General features: G+C 36.7%; 11 protein-coding genes. 5 read left to right on the forward strand and 6 right to left on the reverse strand.

The features are described 5' to 3' along the window. Positions 1 to 47 precede the first annotated feature (47 nt). Both DBR39_RS17925 and DBR39_RS17930 read right to left on the reverse strand, forming a co-directional pair. Positions 48 to 7,826 (reverse strand): beta strand repeat-containing protein, encoded by a 7,779-nt coding sequence (locus DBR39_RS17925; RefSeq protein ID WP_124535404.1) that lies wholly within the window; start codon positions 7,824 to 7,826, stop codon positions 48 to 50. Positions 7,827 to 7,834: 8 nt separating this feature from the next. Then, complete coding sequence (locus tag DBR39_RS17930; protein ID WP_124535406.1) at positions 7,835 to 8,515, reverse strand: hypothetical protein; 681 nt, start codon at positions 8,513 to 8,515, stop codon at positions 7,835 to 7,837. A 26-nt stretch (positions 8,516 to 8,541) separates the two neighbouring features. Here DBR39_RS17930 and DBR39_RS17935 point away from each other — a divergent pair, with 26 nt between their 5' ends. Then, positions 8,542 to 8,841, forward strand: coding sequence for a hypothetical protein (locus DBR39_RS17935; RefSeq protein WP_124535407.1), 300 nt, complete (start codon positions 8,542 to 8,544; stop codon positions 8,839 to 8,841). A 591-nt stretch (positions 8,842 to 9,432) separates the two neighbouring features. Here the strand turns inward: DBR39_RS17935 and DBR39_RS17940 are convergent. Further along, positions 9,433 to 10,953, reverse strand: coding sequence for a tetratricopeptide repeat protein (locus DBR39_RS17940; protein WP_124535409.1), 1,521 nt, complete (start codon positions 10,951 to 10,953; stop codon positions 9,433 to 9,435). A gap of 603 nt (positions 10,954 to 11,556) precedes the next feature. Beyond that, on the reverse strand, positions 11,557 to 12,519 hold the full coding sequence (locus DBR39_RS17945) for a beta-1,6-N-acetylglucosaminyltransferase (RefSeq protein WP_228447861.1): 963 nt from the start codon (positions 12,517 to 12,519) through the stop codon (positions 11,557 to 11,559). A gap of 259 nt (positions 12,520 to 12,778) precedes the next feature. On the opposite strand from DBR39_RS17945, the gene DBR39_RS17950 reads away from it, so the two are divergent. The 4 genes from DBR39_RS17950 to DBR39_RS17965 all read left to right on the forward strand — a co-directional run bounded on the left by DBR39_RS17950 (position 12,779) and on the right by DBR39_RS17965 (position 16,978). Next, positions 12,779 to 13,903 carry a helix-turn-helix domain-containing protein gene (locus DBR39_RS17950; protein WP_124535411.1) on the forward strand — a complete coding sequence of 375 codons (1,125 nt, stop codon included), beginning with the start codon at positions 12,779 to 12,781 and terminating at the stop codon, positions 13,901 to 13,903. A 155-nt stretch (positions 13,904 to 14,058) separates the two neighbouring features. Further along, positions 14,059 to 15,099 carry a serine hydrolase domain-containing protein gene (locus tag DBR39_RS17955; protein ID WP_124535413.1) on the forward strand — a complete coding sequence of 347 codons (1,041 nt, stop codon included), beginning with the start codon at positions 14,059 to 14,061 and terminating at the stop codon, positions 15,097 to 15,099. Between the two features lie 580 nt (positions 15,100 to 15,679). Continuing rightward, positions 15,680 to 16,345 (forward strand): helix-turn-helix domain-containing protein, encoded by a 666-nt coding sequence (locus DBR39_RS24485; RefSeq protein ID WP_228447862.1) that lies wholly within the window; start codon positions 15,680 to 15,682, stop codon positions 16,343 to 16,345. Positions 16,346 to 16,435: 90 nt separating this feature from the next. Further along, positions 16,436 to 16,978, forward strand: coding sequence for a DUF3575 domain-containing protein (locus DBR39_RS17965; protein WP_124535417.1), 543 nt, complete (start codon positions 16,436 to 16,438; stop codon positions 16,976 to 16,978). A gap of 349 nt (positions 16,979 to 17,327) precedes the next feature. Here the strand turns inward: DBR39_RS17965 and DBR39_RS17970 are convergent, their stop codons facing one another. Together DBR39_RS17970 and DBR39_RS24335 are read right to left on the reverse strand one after the other, a co-directional pair. Then, positions 17,328 to 20,186: a pyocin knob domain-containing protein gene (locus DBR39_RS17970; protein WP_124535419.1), complete on the reverse strand. Its 2,859-nt coding sequence runs from the start codon at positions 20,184 to 20,186 to the stop codon at positions 17,328 to 17,330. 1 nt (position 20,187) lies between these two features. Beyond that, on the reverse strand, positions 20,188 to 21,606 hold the full coding sequence (locus tag DBR39_RS24335) for a hypothetical protein (RefSeq protein WP_185147217.1): 1,419 nt from the start codon (positions 21,604 to 21,606) through the stop codon (positions 20,188 to 20,190).

The raw sequence follows: 21,606 nt of genomic DNA on the forward strand, positions 1-21,606 counted from the left end.
CAAAAAGGATACTCTATTAAACTAAAATTAGAATCTTATACAATGTATTAGTGTTTGAGCTGCTGTGTACTGGTTGCACGATTGGTAATAATCGATTGCTTACCACACATGGCAGGTCTTTGGATAAACGTGATGTATCTTGTAGTCCCCGCAACAAATGTATTTCCTGTTGCTTCCCATTCTTTGGAAGTCGTATTGTAGGTCATTGCAATCTCTGTCTGTACAGCCGTTGGATCTGTAAAGTCAGCTTTGTCACTGATGATCATGTATACACTGTTACCTGGAACTAATGACGGGAGTTTAGCCGTAGCCGCACCAGGATTAATATTGCCATTATAATCTCCTGCAACAGTAATGAACACGTCCGGATTATTACCCGTAGCCGTTACTTTCCATTGTCTCTGGATTCTCTGAACACAGTTATTTCCTGCCAGCAGTTTGGGTTTTGAGGTTGATACCCAAGGTAATGCGCCTCCATCATCCCCCATCACAACATAGCTTCTGTTTTCCAGCCATTTGGTTTTATCCTGACTGTTTTCAGCCAGAATGGCTCCATCAACACTTATTTTCACCATACTGTCCGTATTTGAAGAAGTAGACTGATTCTGAGACAGGCAGCCTCCTAGATCATTACCTACACCAAATACTCTCTTATTGTAAGGGGCAATAACATCATAAATCGTTGTAGCGGATGCATTTGTACCATCATAAGAAGGGCTGTAATAATTATGGCTTAATGTTCTTCCATATTTGATGGCCATATAAGTATCCAATTTATCTTGTTCATCAGATGTTAAAACCCTGTTATAAGTAAATGCTTCGGCTATTTTATGGGTAGGCTGGGCAGTACCACCTGTAAATGTTCCAAAGCTTAGGATGTAATCAGATTTTACAGCTAAGGAAGTTAAGTTCCCGGATTCTATTGTTCCTGTTCTGACTCCATTTGCTCCATCTTCTCTTGAAAACAATCTTGTTGTTGGTGTTGAAGCAGTAGTATTAAACAAAAGACTTCGGATACTAGGCTCCGTGCCTGTTGAATAATTTGAAAAACTGGTTTGAGAATATGTTCCCGTACCGTTTATACCTACTCTGTCCACTGAAGATGTTGAGCTTGAAATCAGTCCGAACAAACTGTTTACATTGTTTCCTGAAGTATATAAGCTTCCCTGGTTTGAACTGAAAATAGCACCAGAATTCAGACCTGATTTGGCAAAGGCAGCACTGCCCGTTAGATCAACATATCTGTTGTAGTTATACAGAGTTGCTGTTCCAGCTTTTACAGTCGCAGTGGACGAGGCTACTGTATTTCTGTCCATATTATTACCATTGCCACTATTATCAATAAGAGCACTAGCTGTTCCATTGGCTATGACCCCTCCGTTGGTAACCGCATCCATATCAGTGGTTTTATACCATGAAGTTAATCCGTCCGTAATACCTGCAGGAGCAAGACAAGACTCCAACGTGGCAAAGGTATAGTAATCACCATCTGTGAAATCATAGGTCACTGCCCAGTCTGTACCATTCGGTATCATAGGAACAATGGTAGGATTGCTGAAAGATCCTCCTGATGCGGCATTTGATACGATCAGGTATATGGGATCATTCGGTGAGTTATTAGGAGCTGGCAGCTTATCTGTCGCTGTACTTGTACTGGCAGGGACCTGTAAAAATACAGTGCCTACAGGATTTGCAATGGATCCTGTTTCTTTTACTCTCCATACCCGGTTCAATCTCATTAGGTTGTTTGTAGAATAGACAATATTGCTTACACCATTCCAGGTAAGAGATTTATTATTATCACCAAAAGTAAGATAAGCATTATTATTGGTAAATGAGGCTGGATTATCCAGGTTAGATATTGCCATACCATTAGCAGCATCATTGGAAATCTTTATCATTCCTGCGCTTGCTATTGATTGTCTTTTGTCAAGTGCAGTACAGTCATCTCTTCCTATCACGGTAATTCTGTTCCAGAAATCAGAATAATTGTAATATACTGTACCATTACTAGAAATATAGCTGCCTGCGGAAGCATCCATTGTGTAACCGAACTTACTGGCTACATAGGAATTAATTCTCAACAGGTCATTGCCGCTGGTGGATTTATCTGCATCATAGGTAATAAATTCGCCCATATCAAAGCTTGAAAATGATGAATTACCAGTGAGTGTTTCATTAGAATAATTCAGATAAAAGGGTCCCGAATTTACAGTGGTACTGGTAGCCGTACCTTGCCCGGTGGCTTTCATATTGCTGTAAATCCGACCTTGATTGGATGCTAAAGCGGTATTTACAATAAACATATTCACTTCTCCATTCGGGCTGACTCCTGCAGTTCTATTTACTGTGGAAGCATTCCATCGGGCATCTATTGCAGAGACTCTTGTGCCAGAAGAATTAGAAATATGTCCCCATAAACATGCTGGAGTTCCACCGGTAATACCATCATTTGAGTAGTTACTAAAAGCCATAATACTTGTCATAGCCGTAGCAGATCTATAATCATTTACACTAACATTTGCAGGGCTGACCAAATTGGACGTGGTAGCATTATAGGTATTGAATGGTTCCATAGCAGTTATAGGTACAGCTGTAAAGCGGAGTGTATTGCTATATCCCATACTTCCGGCATTTAAAACAGGTCTTTTATAAGCAGTTGTTAAATTAGGTTGGTATACATACGGAAGGTTTACATTATCAACAATATTGTTTAAACGCTGAATTTCATCTCCGTTAGCTGTGGCAGGAATTTCACCCTGCAAATCTTTATAACTTGCATTTTCAGCGTTAAACCATACTTTAAGATTTGTACTTACCCCACCTGGTGCTGCACTAATATAAGCTATGGTGAAATACTGTACCCCGCTTAACGATACATTATCAAAGCTGGCTAAACCTGTAGATATCTTAGTAGGAGTATAGATCACGGCACCTGTAAAATCAGTTGGCGAGCTACTCACTAGTAAAACTGGTTTATATTTAGAAGAACTAAATATATATAATCCAATTTTACCCACTTGTAAAGAAATATTGTTGTATGCCGTATTAGCTTGCGTCTGCCATACTCTATCCAACTTTATATAACATGAAGTAGATGAAAGAGATGATGGCAAATTGTTAGTGTTGGTTAACCCCAGGTCTAATCCATTATTTGCAAACGTCAAAAATGTTTTATCTATGCTAAAGGTATTGGTATTGGATGAATTGTTTATCGCAATATTCTTATACCCCATAGAGATAATATCGTTGCTGTCTGTACTGGTACTCTGCTTCTGATTCAGTGCCCCACAGTCATCACGGCCAATACCGGTAATATCATTTTTATAAATCCCTCCTGTAGCAGAATTCCAGATTTTTGTTGCTCCATCACTTGCCAAATAATCAGTTGGCATAGTTTGGTCTAATGTGGTTCCCCATTTAATAGCCAAATAGCTATTCACTTTTTGGCGTTCTATTGCAGACAGATCCCATGGATAATAAATGATCTCATTCATATTACCCGTATAATTCTTACCTGAATAATCCGGACCATTACCTAATTGTAACTGATCATTGTCATTAAAATTAGTATTAAAAGGTAATGTAGGAAGCACAGCTCCCGGTAAAAGTCTGTTCACACCATTGGCATAAATGGATCCGCCTCCTGCTTTAGTTAATTGAGCAGAAACGATATCAGTTGTGTAAGTTGTTGTATTATAGAAAGTATTAGCGTCATTAAGGTTATTGCTTGCTGTAAATAGTTGAAACTTGTTACTAACTTTAGATAATCCGAAATTAACCCCTGTTCCATTATCTCTACCGAAAGCGGAATAGATGGTTTCTGTACTGTTATTGTTGTTGGAAGCAACTGTAAACAGGGATTTACTCGTATTACCATATGCAAAACCATTAATGTAAGGTGTAGTCCCAAAATAATCTGCGGTGAAGTAGATGGATGGGTTATAATTTCGGATACCTGCTATACCGGTATTGGTAATGGCAGAAGAATAATAGATGGGATTTCCATTTCCTGTTACATCATTGTCATTTCCACTTAAATCATGCCATACGATGCCTGACAGATTGGTGCCATCTGCGTTAACAGACAGCGTATTGTCATCAGCCTCATACCACGCAGAAGGTCCGACAGAGGCAGAAGTAAAAAATTGGGTATCTGCAATAGCATTGTATGCTCCTCCTGAATTGGTACTCATTTTAAGATCAAAATTAGAAGGTCCGGCAATATTAGCACCTCTTACGAGAATATCATAATACCCGGCCGATAGTGTAATGTCTGCTGAGCTTGAAACAGTTGCACTTGTAGTACTTACCAAAGTGGTTACAAGCGTTCCCGAGCTGTTGCGTATTTCAAAATAAGCCTGGTCATCCCCTGTTATCTGGAATCGGTAAGTGGATAAAGCATTTGTTATGTTTAATTTACCTTTAAGTTCTACTCCAAAATTAGTCAGTCCTGAAGTTGACTTAGTGGAAGCAAAAGAATGAAAGGAAGTGGCATTATTGTAATAGCCCGTGCTGCGTAAAACATCACCATTGGACCCGTCTGTAAAAGGAGTTGTTCCTAAATTTCTATTGGTTGTACCGTTCGTAGTATACATTTTGTAGGCTAAACCATTCATGTAATCTACACCTGCTATGGTTGCGGCTACACTTGTTCCAGTAGGCTTACTCACACCGCCTGGGAATCCTATCGTAGAAACCAGTGTGAATACTACTCCATCATTAAGAACGACATTGTCAAAAGTAGCCACACCACCAAGGATATTGGTTGCATAGACAAATGAAGTGGTTCCCGTAGTAAAATTACCATCACCATCCGGATCAATGGCTAAAGCTACGTTGTTCCAGTTCGCCGGGATCATATTGGTGGTATTACCAATCGTAATCTGCAGCGCATTATTTACAGAACCTGTATTTTTCACCTTCCAGCTGCGGGCGTATCTTGTTGCATTACAGCTTGCATAGGTAGATGGAACATTAGTATTGGTTGCAGCCAATGCTCCATTGTCATTAGCAATCATGATAAACTGTCTGTTATTCACAAAGCTGCCTGTATTGGCTGCATTGTTTGCGGCAAGGGCCGTAAGACCAAACGCTACAATATCCGTCCCATCAACATAAGCTTTAGACTGTCGTTGATTTAAACCGGAACAATCATCACGCCCAATCCCAAATATTCCGTATTTATAGACTGCATTTCCTATCCATGGCATGGTAGTACCGTCGCTGGCAAGGTAATTGGAAGCGGTGGTACCACTGCCATCTGCTAACGGAATGCTGTATTTGATTCCCAGATATGAGTTGATCTGCGTAATTTGTGTTGCTGACAAGCTCGTATTATACACAATCAATTCCGGGGAATAAAAGTTATTATAGTTTCCATCTCCGTCGGTAGCATCCACATCGGTACCAATTCTAAAATTACCTGTCAATGAGAGATTGGCTGCAGTAGCATTAGTGGTTCTTATGATACCATTGGTTCTAAAAATGGCACTGGTGCCATCTGCTGAATTGCTGTATAAACCCAGATTGTTCATGGTAGGGATGATGCCTGAACCTGTAGCAGTACTGGCTGTACCATTCCCATAAACCCCATAAGAACCATTGGTTAATCCTACAACACTGTTTTCCCAGCGATGATTGGTGCTTCCTAAAGTGATAATTTCATCATACTGAGCTCCGGAAGTAAATCCTCCGTTTCCGTCCAGGACATAAAACTCGGCATATTTGTTGATGCCATTCATTCCAAGTGAGTTGATGGAGGACATATATTCATTATCACCACCACGAAAATACACGGAAGGGTTGTAATTGAATCTATTATCTACTTTGATAATCGCATTGGTTGCAGTACGGGACAGATTATTCCCATTAGGGCTTAAATCTGACCATACCCCTACATTACCCATTGCCAGATTACTGTCATCTGCTTTGGTCCATAATTTTAATCCAGTGCTTACACCTCCGGGACTGGTTACACTCCATCCAAAAGTAAAGAGGCTTCCATTGGGTAAATTCACCCCATTAAAAGTGGCCACTCCATTGACTACGGATGCAGCAGAAACTACGGTAGCATTCGCAAAGTTACCATCTCCATCCGTATCTACCCATATCGCTATATTGGCGGCATTTCCCGGAAATACAAAAGAACCTGCGGTACTACTGCCTGCACGAAGGCTAAGAGAAGTGACCGAGCCTGTATTCTGAACTTTCCATATTCTTGTAAGCGCATTCACGGTACAGGTGCTTGGAAAAGATACAGGCGTAGAAATAGATGGATTTACAGTAAAGGCTCCATTGTTATCCCCCATAATAAGATAACTGCCGTCTGATAAAGTCCCGTTATTCAAAGCATTGGTTGCTGTAATGCCGGTATCTTTTGATATCACTAAGAAATCATATCCCGTAGCAGATGCCATCTGGCTCTGGCTTTGCTTTTGATACAGAGCCTCATTATTTTCCCTTCCCAAACCGAAAATACGGTTCGTATAGCCTGCATTAGCTGCTAAGCTAAAAACAGGAGTGCCGGAAGTATTCAGATAATCATGTGACAGCGTGATACCATATTTCACGGCCAGATATGAGTTCACTTTTTTCTCTTGGGTTGCATCAAGTTTAAAAGGATAATAAATGGCTTCCGGAAAATTAACCCTATCCATTCCTTTAATAATAAGACCCGAACTGGCGGTTACATCTGAAAATATATTGGCAGGCGTTCCATTGCTTCCGTTAATATTTAACTGTAAAGGATTGGAGGCTTGGGTGGCAGAAGCACCTGTAACCTGGTCTACAAAACCGCTCAACAATTTAGGTTCATTAGCCGTATATACTGAAGCTGGACCAACGGCGCCTGTTCCCGATACAGCAAACTGTGTATTGGGTTGGGTGCCTTTATAAAAACCGATGGTTTTGCTGGTATTAGTTGTTCCATTGTCATGATAAAACATCCAGATACCTGACTGTGCTGCATTCGAGACATAATTAGTTACCATAAACATACTTTTGGTAGCCCCACGATAACTTAATCCTTTTTGCGAATTTCCCGCAGAAAAAGTATCATCACCATCGAAGCGGACTCCCGGATTGAAGTTAACCGAAGAAGAGGAAGCAGAGGTTTGAGCGCTGCCGCCCCCACTTCCTGAATAGGATAGATTACCATTCCCTGCATAGTCGGGGGCTTTATTGGTCCAGGTATTTACTTTATCCAAGCCTGGACCGCCATAATTTGCAGTCACTGTTATATCAGAGGCTTTATACCAGGCGGTAAGCTTGGAGTTATCTGTACGTACAAAACGACCGTCAATATCTGCCGGCAAAGTAAAGCCTGTTGTTCCTGCGGGTACGGCTGTCAACTGTAAGGAAGCTGAATTGGCACCTCCTAATTCATAATACTTAAACCTGATCGTATGATCACCTGCCTTAAGATTAACAACATTGGTAGCATTAGTGCTGACTTGAGCTGATAGTACCAAACTGTTATCAATAAATAACCATGCTCTGTCATCAGCTGCTACCTGAAAGGTATAATTCCCAGACGTTGTAATTTCAAGGGTTCCCGTATACTCCATTCCGTAATAATCCGCATCTATACTGTTGAACTCGGTTCCGGTAATCTTGTTGCTATATCCTGTATTTCCGGGAACAGCATTGGAAGTACCCGTTCCAAACTGGGTCTCTACAGAAAAAGTACCATTGTAATAATCTACTTTGTATCCCCGTGTTGTTCCGGAAGAAACCCCTCCCGGGTACTGGGCATACAGCAGGTTTGCCGCCACTCCTATCAGAATGATGAACAAACTGTATATATATTTTAATTTATATTTCATGTCTTTTATTATTTCTGAACAAATACAATATTGACATAGGTAGCATCTGTTGCCGAACCTATCACATCATAAGTCAGCTGTCCTGTGTCAGAAACCTGAACATTGGACAGCACCGTTTTATCATAATAGGTGATGTAATAATTGAGCTGATTAGAGGCTAAAACAGGAATAGCTGCAGGAGCTGCAGGATTTTTTGTTGAAGTAGTGGTATCGGTCAAACCGAACTGAGCCGTGTATCTTGTATATAAATTGACTACGCCTGAAGGCTGGGTAAGATCTAAAGCAATACTGGGCATGTAGAAAAAGAGCCCTTTTATGGTATTACTGTCGATCTTTGTCGTAATATTATCTGCGGTTAATGTACTTGCTCCACTGCCTACGGATTTCCATAGACTTCCGTCAAAATAATAATATCCGGCTGTGGTAACATTCATTGTTTGCCCTGCAGGTGAAACGGCAGCGGCAGTTATATATACAATAGCCCCTGTTTGTGCTGTTGTATAGGTTTTTGCAGTAAGCTGATCTCCTGTTAATCTCGGTGCAATAACTCCATCCAGTTTTGAAGTATTGGCAGCATCTCCTACAACGTCAAGAGTTGCTTTGGGAGTTGGAGTATTAATACCAACTTGTCCGCATACAGACACACCAAATACTAGTGTGAAGAGTGGAAGGTATAATTTTTTATTCATTGTATTTTAAATTTAAATTCTTATATGTGTTAAATGAAGGATTAGAAAAAACCCAGGGCGGCGGCCGTATAATAGATGTGTTTTTGAGTATAAGAAAAATCAGCCTGCATGCTTTAGCCTTTGATGATATATCAATAAAAACCCTCTGCTTCAAAAAGGGAGTGAAAGAAGGGTTTTTAAAAACAGCAGATATATCTTTATTTTTATTTTTCGATATACCTGCTTCTCCCCTAATAGTTGTTTTTTTTCTTCCAGTTTTTTTCATCATTGTGTTTGTATTTTCTAAACCCTACTCAGGATTGGAAAACAGTACAAATGAACAATAAATCACTTTTAAACTACAAAAAAAGGGGATACCATCTGCGTACCATTTAGTTTTAAACACCTGAAAATCAGAACAATGAATTTTATACTATATAAAATTCCTATCTATTAACTTTTTGAACCTTATTCGTCTTTTTTCTTTCGGAGATTATATTCCAGGTTCTATTATGATAACAGATTTAAAGGAGTAACCGGCTATACATTGTGTGCTAAATCTTAAAAAAATACAATACATATAATATAAGTTTAGGGCATTACTACAAATGCTACACTTGGTTAGATATATCAGGTAAACAATCAGCCTGTGCGAAAATTCGCACAGGCTGTGGGACAATTTACAATCTTATAAAGCTCTTATGATGATCCCTTTGAGTGGGTTCTTCAAGTGTTGCTGGTGCAGTTGTTATGAGGTTTTGTACACCCCAAAAATTGACGGCATACCCATCAGACAATTGACAAATGTATTGACATTGGCAGAAGCTGGACGTATGCTCACACCTGAAGATTGGGGTTGAAATATTCTTGATGCAGCATATTCTTCCTGAAAAAAAAGAGATCGTGCTTTAATAGAAGTCATTGAAAATAAAGGTAAATTATGTTATGCCATCCTCTTTCAGTAATTTTCTGAACCACAGTCCCATATTTTCTTCGGTAGGAATGTTCATTTTTTTCCTGAGATTGTATTTTCTGTTTCTGACTGTGTTGACTGATTTGAAAGTATAGTCGGCAATGTCTTTGGTGTTGAATCCTAAAAAAGTATAGGCGCACAGAGTGAGCTCAGAGGTTCTTAGTCCAGGACTCACTTCCTGTAGTTTTTTTGTAAACTCCGGATATACTTCCTGAAACCGTATGAAAAAATTAGGAGAATTTGTTTTCGCCAGCATGGTTACTTCTTCAAAAGCGGTATTGACCTTGGATTGAAGTACAGTAATTTCCGATTCTTTCTTTGAGATAACGATTACTTTTTCTTTATGCTTTTTCTTAATAAAATTTTTAAAGAAAAACAGGCTGCTGATAAATAATGCCACGAGAATGACAATCCCGAAGAATAAGCTGTTTTTTGTATGCGTTTCAGATTTAAGATTTTCATCTTTAGCTTTTATAACATTTTTATAGGATACCTGAATATTCTTTTTATCAATATCAGTAATTGTATCTTTTAGTAGTACATATTCCTTTAATTCTTTTTGTGATTTGGCAAGATTATTCAGTTTTTCTGAAATTTTATACCTGAGGTCATATGCGGAATTCAAGCCTTCTAAATTTTTGTTTTTTTTGGCCCACTCTATGAAAAGTTCATTGTATTTTTGGGCATCTTCATATTTTCCTTCAGAGAAATAAGCCCCTGCTAAATGTTTATAGGTATAAACAGCACTGGAATCATTATTCTTTGGGCCATTATTTTTTGATAAGACTTCCTGTATTGTTTTTGAATAAGGTGTAACAGAAGTATTTTTTTTATCATTTACTTCCTTAATGTACATTGAAGCACCCAGTAAAATAACATCTAATTTCGAATCATTCCCGGGCTTATCTTTTAAGGCATTATACACCTTCGTATAATAATAATAATACGCTGAATCTACATTCTTTTTTTTAAAGTCATAGATCGAAGCTAAATGATGGTATGCCATATTTTCTTCCAAAAGACTTTTTTCCGGCTGCGGGATTTTTTTCGCCTCTGATGCCATATTTTTAAAGGCTTTTATTGCTTCGTCGTTCATCTCCAGCTGTACATAGTTGACTGCCAGAATATCATTTACCTTTGTCTTCAATTCATAATCCTCATTGGTATATGCCTCTTGCTGGGCCATACGAGCATATTGTAAACTATTGTTAGGATCTTTTGTTATCGCATATATTACGGCAACTCTGATACTCCCAATGGCTACTCCCTGAGAATATCCAATCTGCTTAGATTCTTCAACGACTTCTTTAGATAATTTAAGGGATTTATCAAGTTTCTTTTCATTAAAAAGGCCTTTTGCTTCTGTATTTTTTTTCTCTATTTCAGGGATTGAAGCCTGAGCTGTTATCATAGTATGACAAATGATAAATAAAAACACCAATAGGGCTCTTATCTTACCGTTCTGTTTACAATACTTAACTTTCATTATGTGTTTTACTGAATACAAGCTAAATTAACGCTTTTTTATTAAATACTACTAATTTATCTTTCATCTTTCAATCAAATATTTAATTACAGTTTTCTAGTTTTATTTCATTAAATATTGATATATAAGTAATAATGATTAAATTATGATACATTTAAATCAAATCAATTGAAATTTATAATTTATCGTATTGCTATTTTATACAGTGTATTTTTTTTGATTCACCATTGTTAGAAATAATTTTACAACTCGTATGATATATATTTTTTCATTCCTTTTTATTCAGATTTCTGCCTAAAATTCTGTTGAGAATTTGAAGAAAACATCTCAAAATGAGCCTGATAAAAGATTAAGCATATAAAAAACCGTCTTTAACAATGCAGGAAAGTAAAAACATTATTATCTGTTTCTCAAAAAAGGTGATCGGAAAAACTGTTTCAGCTATCTGAGAAATACCCCTGTACACAAAAAACACAAGGTTAAAAGCAGCTTCTAAAGATGATCACAGCTATCCTTTCGAGAGATTTACCTGTTTTTAAAAGCAATAAAAAAACCTCTATCAGGTTTGATAAAGGTTTTTTTATTACAATTTCAATAATCTTTTTAGTTTAGATGATTAAAATTTCTGTCAATATTTTTCACATTGGTTATTTTTACGGATGTTTTAAAAGGCTCATCATATTTCATCTTAATATAATCAATTATTTTATTGTCTACATTATCATCGAACTTCCGGGCAAAAAGATGATTTCCTGTTTGGAGAAAGCTTATATCTGTTTTGGTGAATGTTTTAGGGCGTAATTTGATGTCTCCGTCAGGAATCCAGATAATTGCTCTTTTGTCATCATTGACTAAAGTTCCTTTAAATGAAGTATTCATTAAAACGGTTTGAAAGAAAGATTCATCAGCAATGAGTGTATTTAAATAATACTCTTCAAATTTTTTAACCTCAACATTGCTATTGATAAATTCACAGCAATCTCTCGTCAAAATCATCCACTGCCCTCCGATATAAGGTATTACATCTTTCATAAAACCTCTTTTATGAGTTTTTTCAGAAATACGATCTTCCAATTCTTCAAAATAGTTCTCAATTCTATTCATCGTTTCAGGTCTTATTTTTTCCTGATTGTCAATTTTAATATAACTTTTACCATTATTTTTCGATAAAAATTCTTTGATGATTTTTTGTGATTTTAACGGATAATCCTGCCCGCTTAGGTTTATAAAATAATCCCATTTTGCATCCATGCTCAACAGGTATTTTATACCATCCAACTCAGCCTGAACCATACTATATCCTCCCCAAATAACATTTTCACTGTTTAGGATATATACGTTCGGATATTGTTCTAAAAAATCCTTTACATCTTTACCAATTTCCTGATTGGCTTTTTTGTCAATATGTATAAGGTAGAAATTTGCAGAATCGTAGATCGCTTTAAAAAGCTTCTTAAATTGATTCGGTAAGCGATGTACTAAAATTAAGTATGCTATACTAATTGATTTCATCGGAGTTTCACCAATTCTATGCCCGTCGCTTTCGCTTACATAAACACTATCCATTTTATTTTATTTAAAAATTACTAATGTTTACAACTTATTTCATAAAGTATTAATAGACATTTTTATAAATATACAAAATTTAAACTGTTTTTATTGAAAATAATAAAATAAAAAGATTCTCAACCCACTGAAATATTGGATTGCGAAAGAACAGATTAGTCAAATATGAAAGACTATTGATAAAATATGATATTTGAAAAATGATTATTGAGAACCATTTTTCTTTATTACTTATATCTTATTTTTACAAAAAGATTCAATGGACAAATTAAGTTTTCTGGAAGTTATTGCTGCGATGGCCGTTTTTATATCGCTGCTGCTTGCCGTATTTTTGTTAACGGTAAAAACAGAAAGAAAACTGGAAAACAGATTGTTTGCTGCGTTCCTTATCATTAATGCCATTGATATCAGCGGACTTTTTATGCATCTTTTTGTGGATAGTTACAATCTGAAAGCTTTCAAAATATCTGCTTACTTATTGGTAATGCCTCTTTTCTATCTGTACGTAAATGCCGTTTGTTATTCTGATTTTATCTTAAAAAGAAAGCATTTACTGCATCTTATCCCTTTCATTGTTGCCAATTTAATTTTAGTTCCAAGACTTTATCTGGCAGAAGGTGCCGCTAAAGAAGAGTTCTTTCAAGTGATGTGGCACTCCCCTGAAATGTTTGTTTATCAACTCATCGGAGAACTCCAGTATTTCTTTTATATCGTTGGCGTATTCCTTGTCCTTAAAAAATACAAGAAGATTTATCTTGAAAACTACACAAATCCCAACACCCTGTTATACAAATGGCTGTCTCAGCTTACCATGATTTTCTTAGTCATCCATGTATGTATTATTTTAAAAAACATCGTAAGATACACGCAACATAGAGATCTATTTATATGGCTGAATATTGTTGCAGGAACGGTGTTTTTATTGGCTGCCTGCTGGTTTATCTTAAAGGCATTAAATTATCCTGAGCTTTTTCGCAGAATTGATTCCACCTTACAACCGGCAAAAGATTTTGCTGAAACGCTGGAAACTGAAAATACAACCAACGAAACAAAAAGTTTTCAGATCGAACAGCTTAAAAATTTCATGGTTGAAAAAGAACCCTTTTTAAACTCCTCCCTAACGATTCAGGAATTGGCAGACCAGGTGAATATTCCTGTTCGTGAGTTGTCTGTTTTGATTAACCATCATATCAATCAGCACTTTTTTGATTTTGTGAATGAATACCGCATAAAAAAAGCAATGACCCTTCTGAAAGATCCCACGAAAAAAGAATATACTGTACTAGAAATTTTATATGAAGTGGGTTTCAATTCAAAATCTTCTTTTCATACCTCTTTTAAAAAATATACGAATCAAACACCAACAGCATTCAGAAATAATTGATAATTAATCAATTGTAAAAAATCGAACTTTAGACTGTAAAAAATCGGACTCATTTTAACGAATAAAATGAGTCCGACTTTTTTATACGGACTTTTTTCAGGATTCTCTACAGCATATTTGTGTCAGATTATGAATATCAAATTAAAATTTTGACCATGAAATATGTAACCCCTATTTTATTTTTTGCCTTATTTGGATGTAAAAGTGTTCACCCAATCCCTACACAAAATGTTGAAAATGCAATTACAAAAAATGCTCTTCAGCTATTAGAGGACAAAAGATTTCATTCTGTTTCCATTGCAGTGCTTAAAGATGGAAAATCCACCATCAAACATTTTGGAGAATTAACGATTGGAAAGGGAAACAAACCCAACGATTCTACACTTTATGAATTAGCTTCTGTAACCAAAACCTTTACAGGCTATATAGCCGCTAAAGCCGTACTTGATAAAAAACTCAATTTAGAGGATGATATCAGAATCTATCTCAATGAACCTTATCCCAATTTAGAGTTTAAAGGTGAACCTATAAGAATCAAACACCTCATCACCCATACCAGTGGATTTCCTAATTTCCCTATAAAAAGTGAAAATAAAAAGGCTTTTTTTGAAGGATTGAAACTCATCAAAATTGAAACGAAACCCGGAGAAACATATTCCTATTCAAACACGGCTCCGGAGCTGACCGCCTATATCCTTGAAAAAGTGTATCAAAAATCTTTTGAGGAATTGGTGATTGAATTGGTTTTGAAACCGAATGCAATGAACCAAACTAAGTTTACCCTCAATGAAAATGACAGAAAAAGACTGGTAAAAGGCTATAACGATAAAAACGAGTTAATGCCTAACTTCAACAGAACTTTATGGGGTGGAATTTCAGGATTGCACTCGACGACTACGGATTTAGTGAAATATATGAAATTGCAGCTTGACCCATCCAATCTTATTGTCAACGAATCTCATAAAAAATTATATAAAGAAGGTTCTGATTTTTGGGAAGGGTATCACTGGTACATCATAGAAAATGATAATACATTAATGTACAGACATCACGGAGGGATATACGGAATGCAGAATTGGTTTGTGATTTACCCTAAACAAAATATAGGGATATCCATATTGACAAACACCAGTTTTAATGAAACTGGAGAAATTTTAGAAAAAGTAGTTGATAGCTTGTATAATGCCATCAAATAATTTTAGCCGAGCTCATTTCCTAATTCTTAAAAAAGTTAATTCTTTTTATCAATCCTTATGAAAGAGGTACATTTAGCCACCATAAATCCTTATAACCACTTTTATAAAATTGATCTATACAACACTTTTAAATATTGCGATTTTCCAGGGAATAGTCTTAGGCGTAGTTATATTAAAATCTTCCCTATTCAATAGTAATTCAAATAAATATTTAGCCTGCTTACTATTTACTCTTTCAATTAAATTACTGACTCATGTTTTTGATATTGAACACGTATTTACCTCCTATCCTCTTCTCCATTTGATAGACAACATCGAGTGGGTATTTCTGATTCCCGCTTTCCTATTCCTTTTTATTATAAACAGAGTTGATCATACTGGAAAAAACAAACTAAGAAATTATTTATATTTTATTCCATTTGCCTACTCCGCTGTCCTTAACATTGTAAACGATCTTGATCATGTTGCAGGAGTTTATACTTTTTCCGCGTCAGGCATCGCTATCATTCAAATACTTGGTCTTATTCAACTTTTTTTAGCCGTTACATTCATTCCATTTCTGCCGATTTACTCTTATTTGATGATAAGACATTTAAAGGATTCACAGGAAAAAAAATGGATACTTACTTTATTAACAATTGTTTCTTTATTGTTATTTGCCTGGCTTATTGCCGCTTTAGCGGGCTTACTTTTCAACTATGACATTTCTTCTACTATGAGTGCCGTGGCTTTATTTGCAACATTCATCATTCATTGGACCGCTTATATAGGTATTTACAAATATAAATTGGCCAAAAACAAAGAGGCTATCTATAATTTTCTAAATAATGATTCAGCTATTCCATATTCCAATCTGCAAGTTGTAGAAAGGAGTATACCTCAAGAATATAAGGAATCTATCACGGCCGATAATCTTTATTTTCAAAAACTGGAACTTCTTTGCAAAGATGATCACATTTATACGGACAGTACATTAAACAGAGAAAAAGTCGCTGAAAAACTGGGCATAAGCGCAGGATATGTTTCACAAATTGTAAACACGATCACAGGAGACAATTTTGCTCATTATATCAATCAATATCGAGTGGAAGCTGTCAAGGAAATGATTTCAGATTCGGAATATGAAAACTATACGTTGCTGACGATGGGCCTAGAATCTGGATTTACTTCAAAAACGACTTTCTATAAAGCCTTTAAAAAAGTTACGGGCCAGACACCCAATGAATACAAAAACACCATCAAATAAGTACCATTTTCTCCATTTTTAAGCTTTTGAAACCCTTTCTAATTTGAATTATTTGAGTTTTGCATCTAAAATAATTCAAATTAAATTTTTATGAAAAAAACCTTTTTATTGCTCATCATTTTGTCTGCTTTCTATTCTGTCAAGGCTCAAAATAACGAAAACAATGGAGATCCGTATGAGAAAAAAAATGAAATTAAACTGAATCTTATCTCACCATTATCCGGTGCTGTGGAATTAGGTTTCGAGCGACATCTTAAGAAACACTCATCATTGGGAATCTCTGCATTTGTTATCTATGATAATACAAAAGAGGATGATATGAATTACTTCGTCTCCCCTTATTACCGATATTATTTTGGAAAGAAATATGCTTCCGGTTTTTTTGTCGAAGGATTTGGAATGTTCACTTCCATTGATGGAAAAAAAATATACGCACCAGACAACGTGACATTCACTGAAGGTAAAGATGTTTATGATCTCGCATTAGGTGCGGGTCTGGGCTATAAACTGGTTACAAAAAAAGGATTTGTTTTTGAAGCTAACGCAGGCTATGGAAGACTTTTATTCAATGCAGACAAAACAGATCATAACCAGGTAATAAAGCTTGGATTGAGTATTGGTTATCGATTTTAATATCAATTCTATCTAAAAATCAAAATTAACAAAGCTTTTATTTGTACTGAATACAGTGAAAAACTGAAGAATGAATAAATCCTGACGAGAGTTGGGATTTGTTTTTATAAATGTTTACAAATTATCAGAAATTTAAGTCTGAAAAAGCGTTCTGTAATTCTCCTTTAACTTAAAAATACCTGATACTCATCTTTGATGTTCTTATCTATTCATCTATTTGATATCTTCATCGATGTACAACACAAAACCCACAATCAGAAGACTTTCATCCTCTAACTGTGGGCTTTATATTAAATTATCGTGAGAAGTTTTTAATTTCTATATTCCGTAGAATAGCTATTCTATTTTCTTACCAAATAAACTTAGATTTCTGCTCTTGCTCTGCAATCACTCTTCGTGATTTTGTCACATACAATCTAAGGGAACAGCCCGCGCTAATATTATATACTCTTTTGCCATATATATCAACTCCCATCGTACCTCCGCCATAGTCAAAATTATAAATAACGATCTGCTGTTTTGGATAGATTTCTTTGAAATTCACCACCATCTTAATCTGTTCTCCAATAATATGGATAAGTCTGTTCCTATCGTCTATGCCAAGATTTCCAGGAGAAGAGAACTCATATTCGTGTGGATCTAATCTAACGGCATAATTATCAGGATCAGATTGATCATTAACGATTTCATCTTTAAGAGTAGCTGTTCTCCCATTAGGAATAAACATTGTATCCGGGTTTTCCTCCTCTGATTTAAAGTTTTTACTGGCTTTCACGGAGCCTTCTACAGTTAACTTATCATCCTTATTAGATTCCCTTCCCATTCCAAAGAGTTTACTCTCCCCATGGTAGTTGAGACCAGACCATCCATCATGCTCTGAACCATAACAGTAATATTCTTTTCTTTTTGCAGCTACAAGGGCCTTCCATTTAAAATCGACAAGACCTGATTCACCCCCAAAATGACCGTCTCCAATGGCTAAAGCTGATCCTGTATTGACCGAAAATTCCGAGTTAAGCTGTAACCCGTACTGCGCCATATAATTCCACTGTTGAATACTCGTTGCAGTAAAATCCTGAGCGGTCCAAATTTGTGCCCAATCTGACCAGTTACCTCCAGCCATAGTCCTTTGGTAAGTTATATTGGAAGTATTACCTGAACCAAATGAAGTTGCCTTTTGTGTAACCCAGGTACCATCATGGGTTTCAACGGTCACATACCACCAACCAGTATTATTAAAAGGTGCATTCGTTAATCCAGAGCCTCTGTAAAAACCTGTTTTAAGGTAATTATTCAGATTTGAACCTGATATGATAACAGAGGTGCCATTCGGTGTACTTAAAAAGTTTGTTTGTAGATAAGACTGTGTTGCCAATGCTACATATAACCCTGAATTATGATACATATACGGAAACGAATTTCCATCTGGAGTCGGTACATTTCCAGACGAGAAACCAACTGCCGTAGCATTTTCCTGACCATTAGCTTTTGTACTGAGCTGGTTTACATTTACAGCATGGGTTCCTAAAGTTCCTGGCGGAATAACAGGACTTCGCTGAAAAGTATTGGTATTTGTAAAAGTCTGAACCCCATTCAATGCAGCATAATTACCTAACTGGGTATTTAAAGCCAATTGTGTGATATAATTTGCAGGATTAAAGTTCCCTGTATGATAAACGTCTTTCCAATCTGACCAGTTTGAATTTCCTGAACCTGTAGGAGTTCCGCGGAATCTCATTCCTTTTCCAGTTCTCTCAATAGTAAGCTGCTGCCTGCCATCGGAAGAGTTTAGGTTTAAAGTAGTTGTATAATTAAATCCGGATGTTGGGCTTTCCTGCCTGTAAATACCTGATTCTGAAACATCTTCTAAAACAACTCCATTTCTTAAATTTTTAAAAGGACTGTGATTTCCTCCATGGAATATTACCCATGATTGAGACCCATCCGCATTTTCAATTCTGGGATCCAGTCCATTATTTCCTTTATTAATATGGACTCCCCCTCCAGCTTTTTTATAGATCTTACCTCCATCAAAGAAATTAGCGCCAGAGTTATCCTGATTAAAATTAATATTTCTATCTAAGTAAACGCCATTTACATTAAAGTTATAAATACTGCCCACTCCTGCATAATTAAACAGAGTATTGGTAGTCGTTTGAAGTACCATATTGGGCAATGCTGAATTTCCCACATACAGATTATCTCCTTGAGAATTAAGTATCTGACCACCCGTTAAATTATCAGAACCCAATAATCCTATATTACCATTTAAAGTTCCATTCTGAGAATACCTGAGATAAGCTCCATTATTTTGACTTCCCGGAACCCTTAAGAGAATTTGGTCTCCATTAGTCCCATCCCATGATGTGGATAATAATTTTTTCTGATTATATGAATCCCCGACAGTAATTAAATCAGATATAGCCCCATTAAAATGGATTGTTTCATTCTTAGCATAGAAAGCTTCTTTTATTCTAGAAAATACGGAACTATTTACTTCATAAATTTCAGCAAAAGCTAAATAGAATTCCAGTGCAGTATTTGGACCACTAACATATACATGGCCTCCATTTCCAAAACCACTTCCGGTTCCGCACATCACTGCTCTAACATAAGTTTCCCATTTTCCAGTCCCGGCTCTTGATGTTAACCAAATGACTGAAGCATTGGCTCCCATGTAGTTTTCAGCATTATTAAATGAGTATCCTACAGGAAGTTTGGCCATAAATTTTTGAATAAATACAGCATTAGTTCTTGCCATAAATCCTAATATAAATCCGCCTAAACCAGGAGTCGCTCCATTACCATTGTAATTGAATCTCAACTGCATTCCTGACCTATTCGGAAGATTAGAGGCCGCTTCTCTGGTCATGGTTACAGTACCATTACCATAGTTATTATAAACAGCTATATTATTGGTTCCATTTCTGAATTCCTCATCTCCATATAAAGGATAAGCTCCCTGTAATGCAAGATTAAGTAAAGAGATTGGCCCCATCTGTGGGTTAGCTACTGATGATCTGTCCCATCCGGAATATATCGTATTTTGAATACCTATGGTTTTCGTAGAGTCTATGGTTTGCTCTGAATTCTTATCAATATACTCTTTACTATCTAAGGAACCATCCGCCTTTAAAAAGTGGGCGGCTGTACCGCCCACTACTCTATAGCCTTTAGAAGTGCTATAATATGCATATTTTACATCCATTCTAAATATCTTTACGGGTTACTGTTATCGATACAGTATTAGGCAAAGCAGAATCAAATTCAACATCTATTTTATTAGGATCAGTTAATTTTATCCTGCCGTCAATTTTGTAAAATGTCACGGTATCATACATGGCAACATCTACATTTCTAGTCCCTAAGTTGTGCGCCACACTCGACGTTCCGGAAATAGCAGTAGTGTATGATTTTACATTATTATTTCCGGCAATAACTCTACCTTTAGCATCCACTGTAACCTCATCATAAGTTCCGGCAGTTACCCCTGTTGCAGCTAATGTCAACGCTGAGGTAGCATTTGCTGAACCGTCAAAAGTTGTTGTCCATGCAGCATCACCTGTTGCAGAAATTGTTCTCGGTGTTGTCAGTTTTGCAGCTGATCCTGTTGTATTGATTGCTGCGATCCCTGTAAGTAATGTCGCAGGAACAGCAGTAATAGGAACTGCTACATTTCCGGAACCGTCAATTGTTTGTGCCGTTGCAGTAACTCCGGAAAGCGTAATCGTTCGCGCTGTAGTCCATTTTGTAGCGGAAAGAACGTTTTTCGCAGCATCTGCCGTATTATCAACGTTACTTAAACCGACATGTGATTTGTTTAAGACGACAACACCCGTTAATCCATTTACAGAATCTACCGCTCCGGAAGTGATATAAACGAACGTTGTTCCCGTCCATCGGTAAGTTTTGTTGGTATCAAGAGATACATAAATTTTACCCGTTTCCCCGGCGATGAGGTTAGTGTAAGCCGCTTCTTTGTAAAACTTTCCGTCAGCAGATTTATAATATCCCTCCAAAACATCATCCACGTAAGATGGCAATTGAGATGCAGGCACCTGCCCGGATGCATCCAGCGTAGCAACTCCATTTGCTGAACCTTTTTGCGATAACGGGATATAATTAGCCAAATCCGATGAAGTAGGCATAGAGCCCAGATTCACTGTTATTCCATTGGCCGTCTGAGTAATTCCCGTAACCACATTCCCTGTACCTGAAGTAGCAACCGGTAAAGAAAATGAAGTTCCTGTCAATGTCAAACCATTACCTGCACTATAGGTTGTATCCGTAGAGGTTAATGTGATTGTATTTCCGGCTTGATTAATCGCCATATTAGCACCTGCCGCAAGGGTAACATCCCCGGAAACCAAAGAACCTGCCGCCCCTCCTTTAAGACGGGTAATGGTGTCTGGCGTTGTAAATGATCTGTTTGCTGACAAATCATAAGCTGTACCGTTAATTGTTAATGTTCTTGTTTTTGGCACATAGTCTAAAGGATTTAAATTTCCATCATGCCAGAAAGAATTGATTGATCTCGTGCTACCGCCAGCGGTTACAATATCATTGTCTGTTTTCCCTTCTATTTTGTATCCAACAGAACTTCGATAATAAGCGTATTTAATGTCCAT

This window comes from Chryseobacterium sp. KBW03 (assembly GCF_003852415.1).
In the GTDB taxonomy this organism is placed as follows: domain Bacteria; phylum Bacteroidota; class Bacteroidia; order Flavobacteriales; family Weeksellaceae; genus Chryseobacterium; species Chryseobacterium viscerum.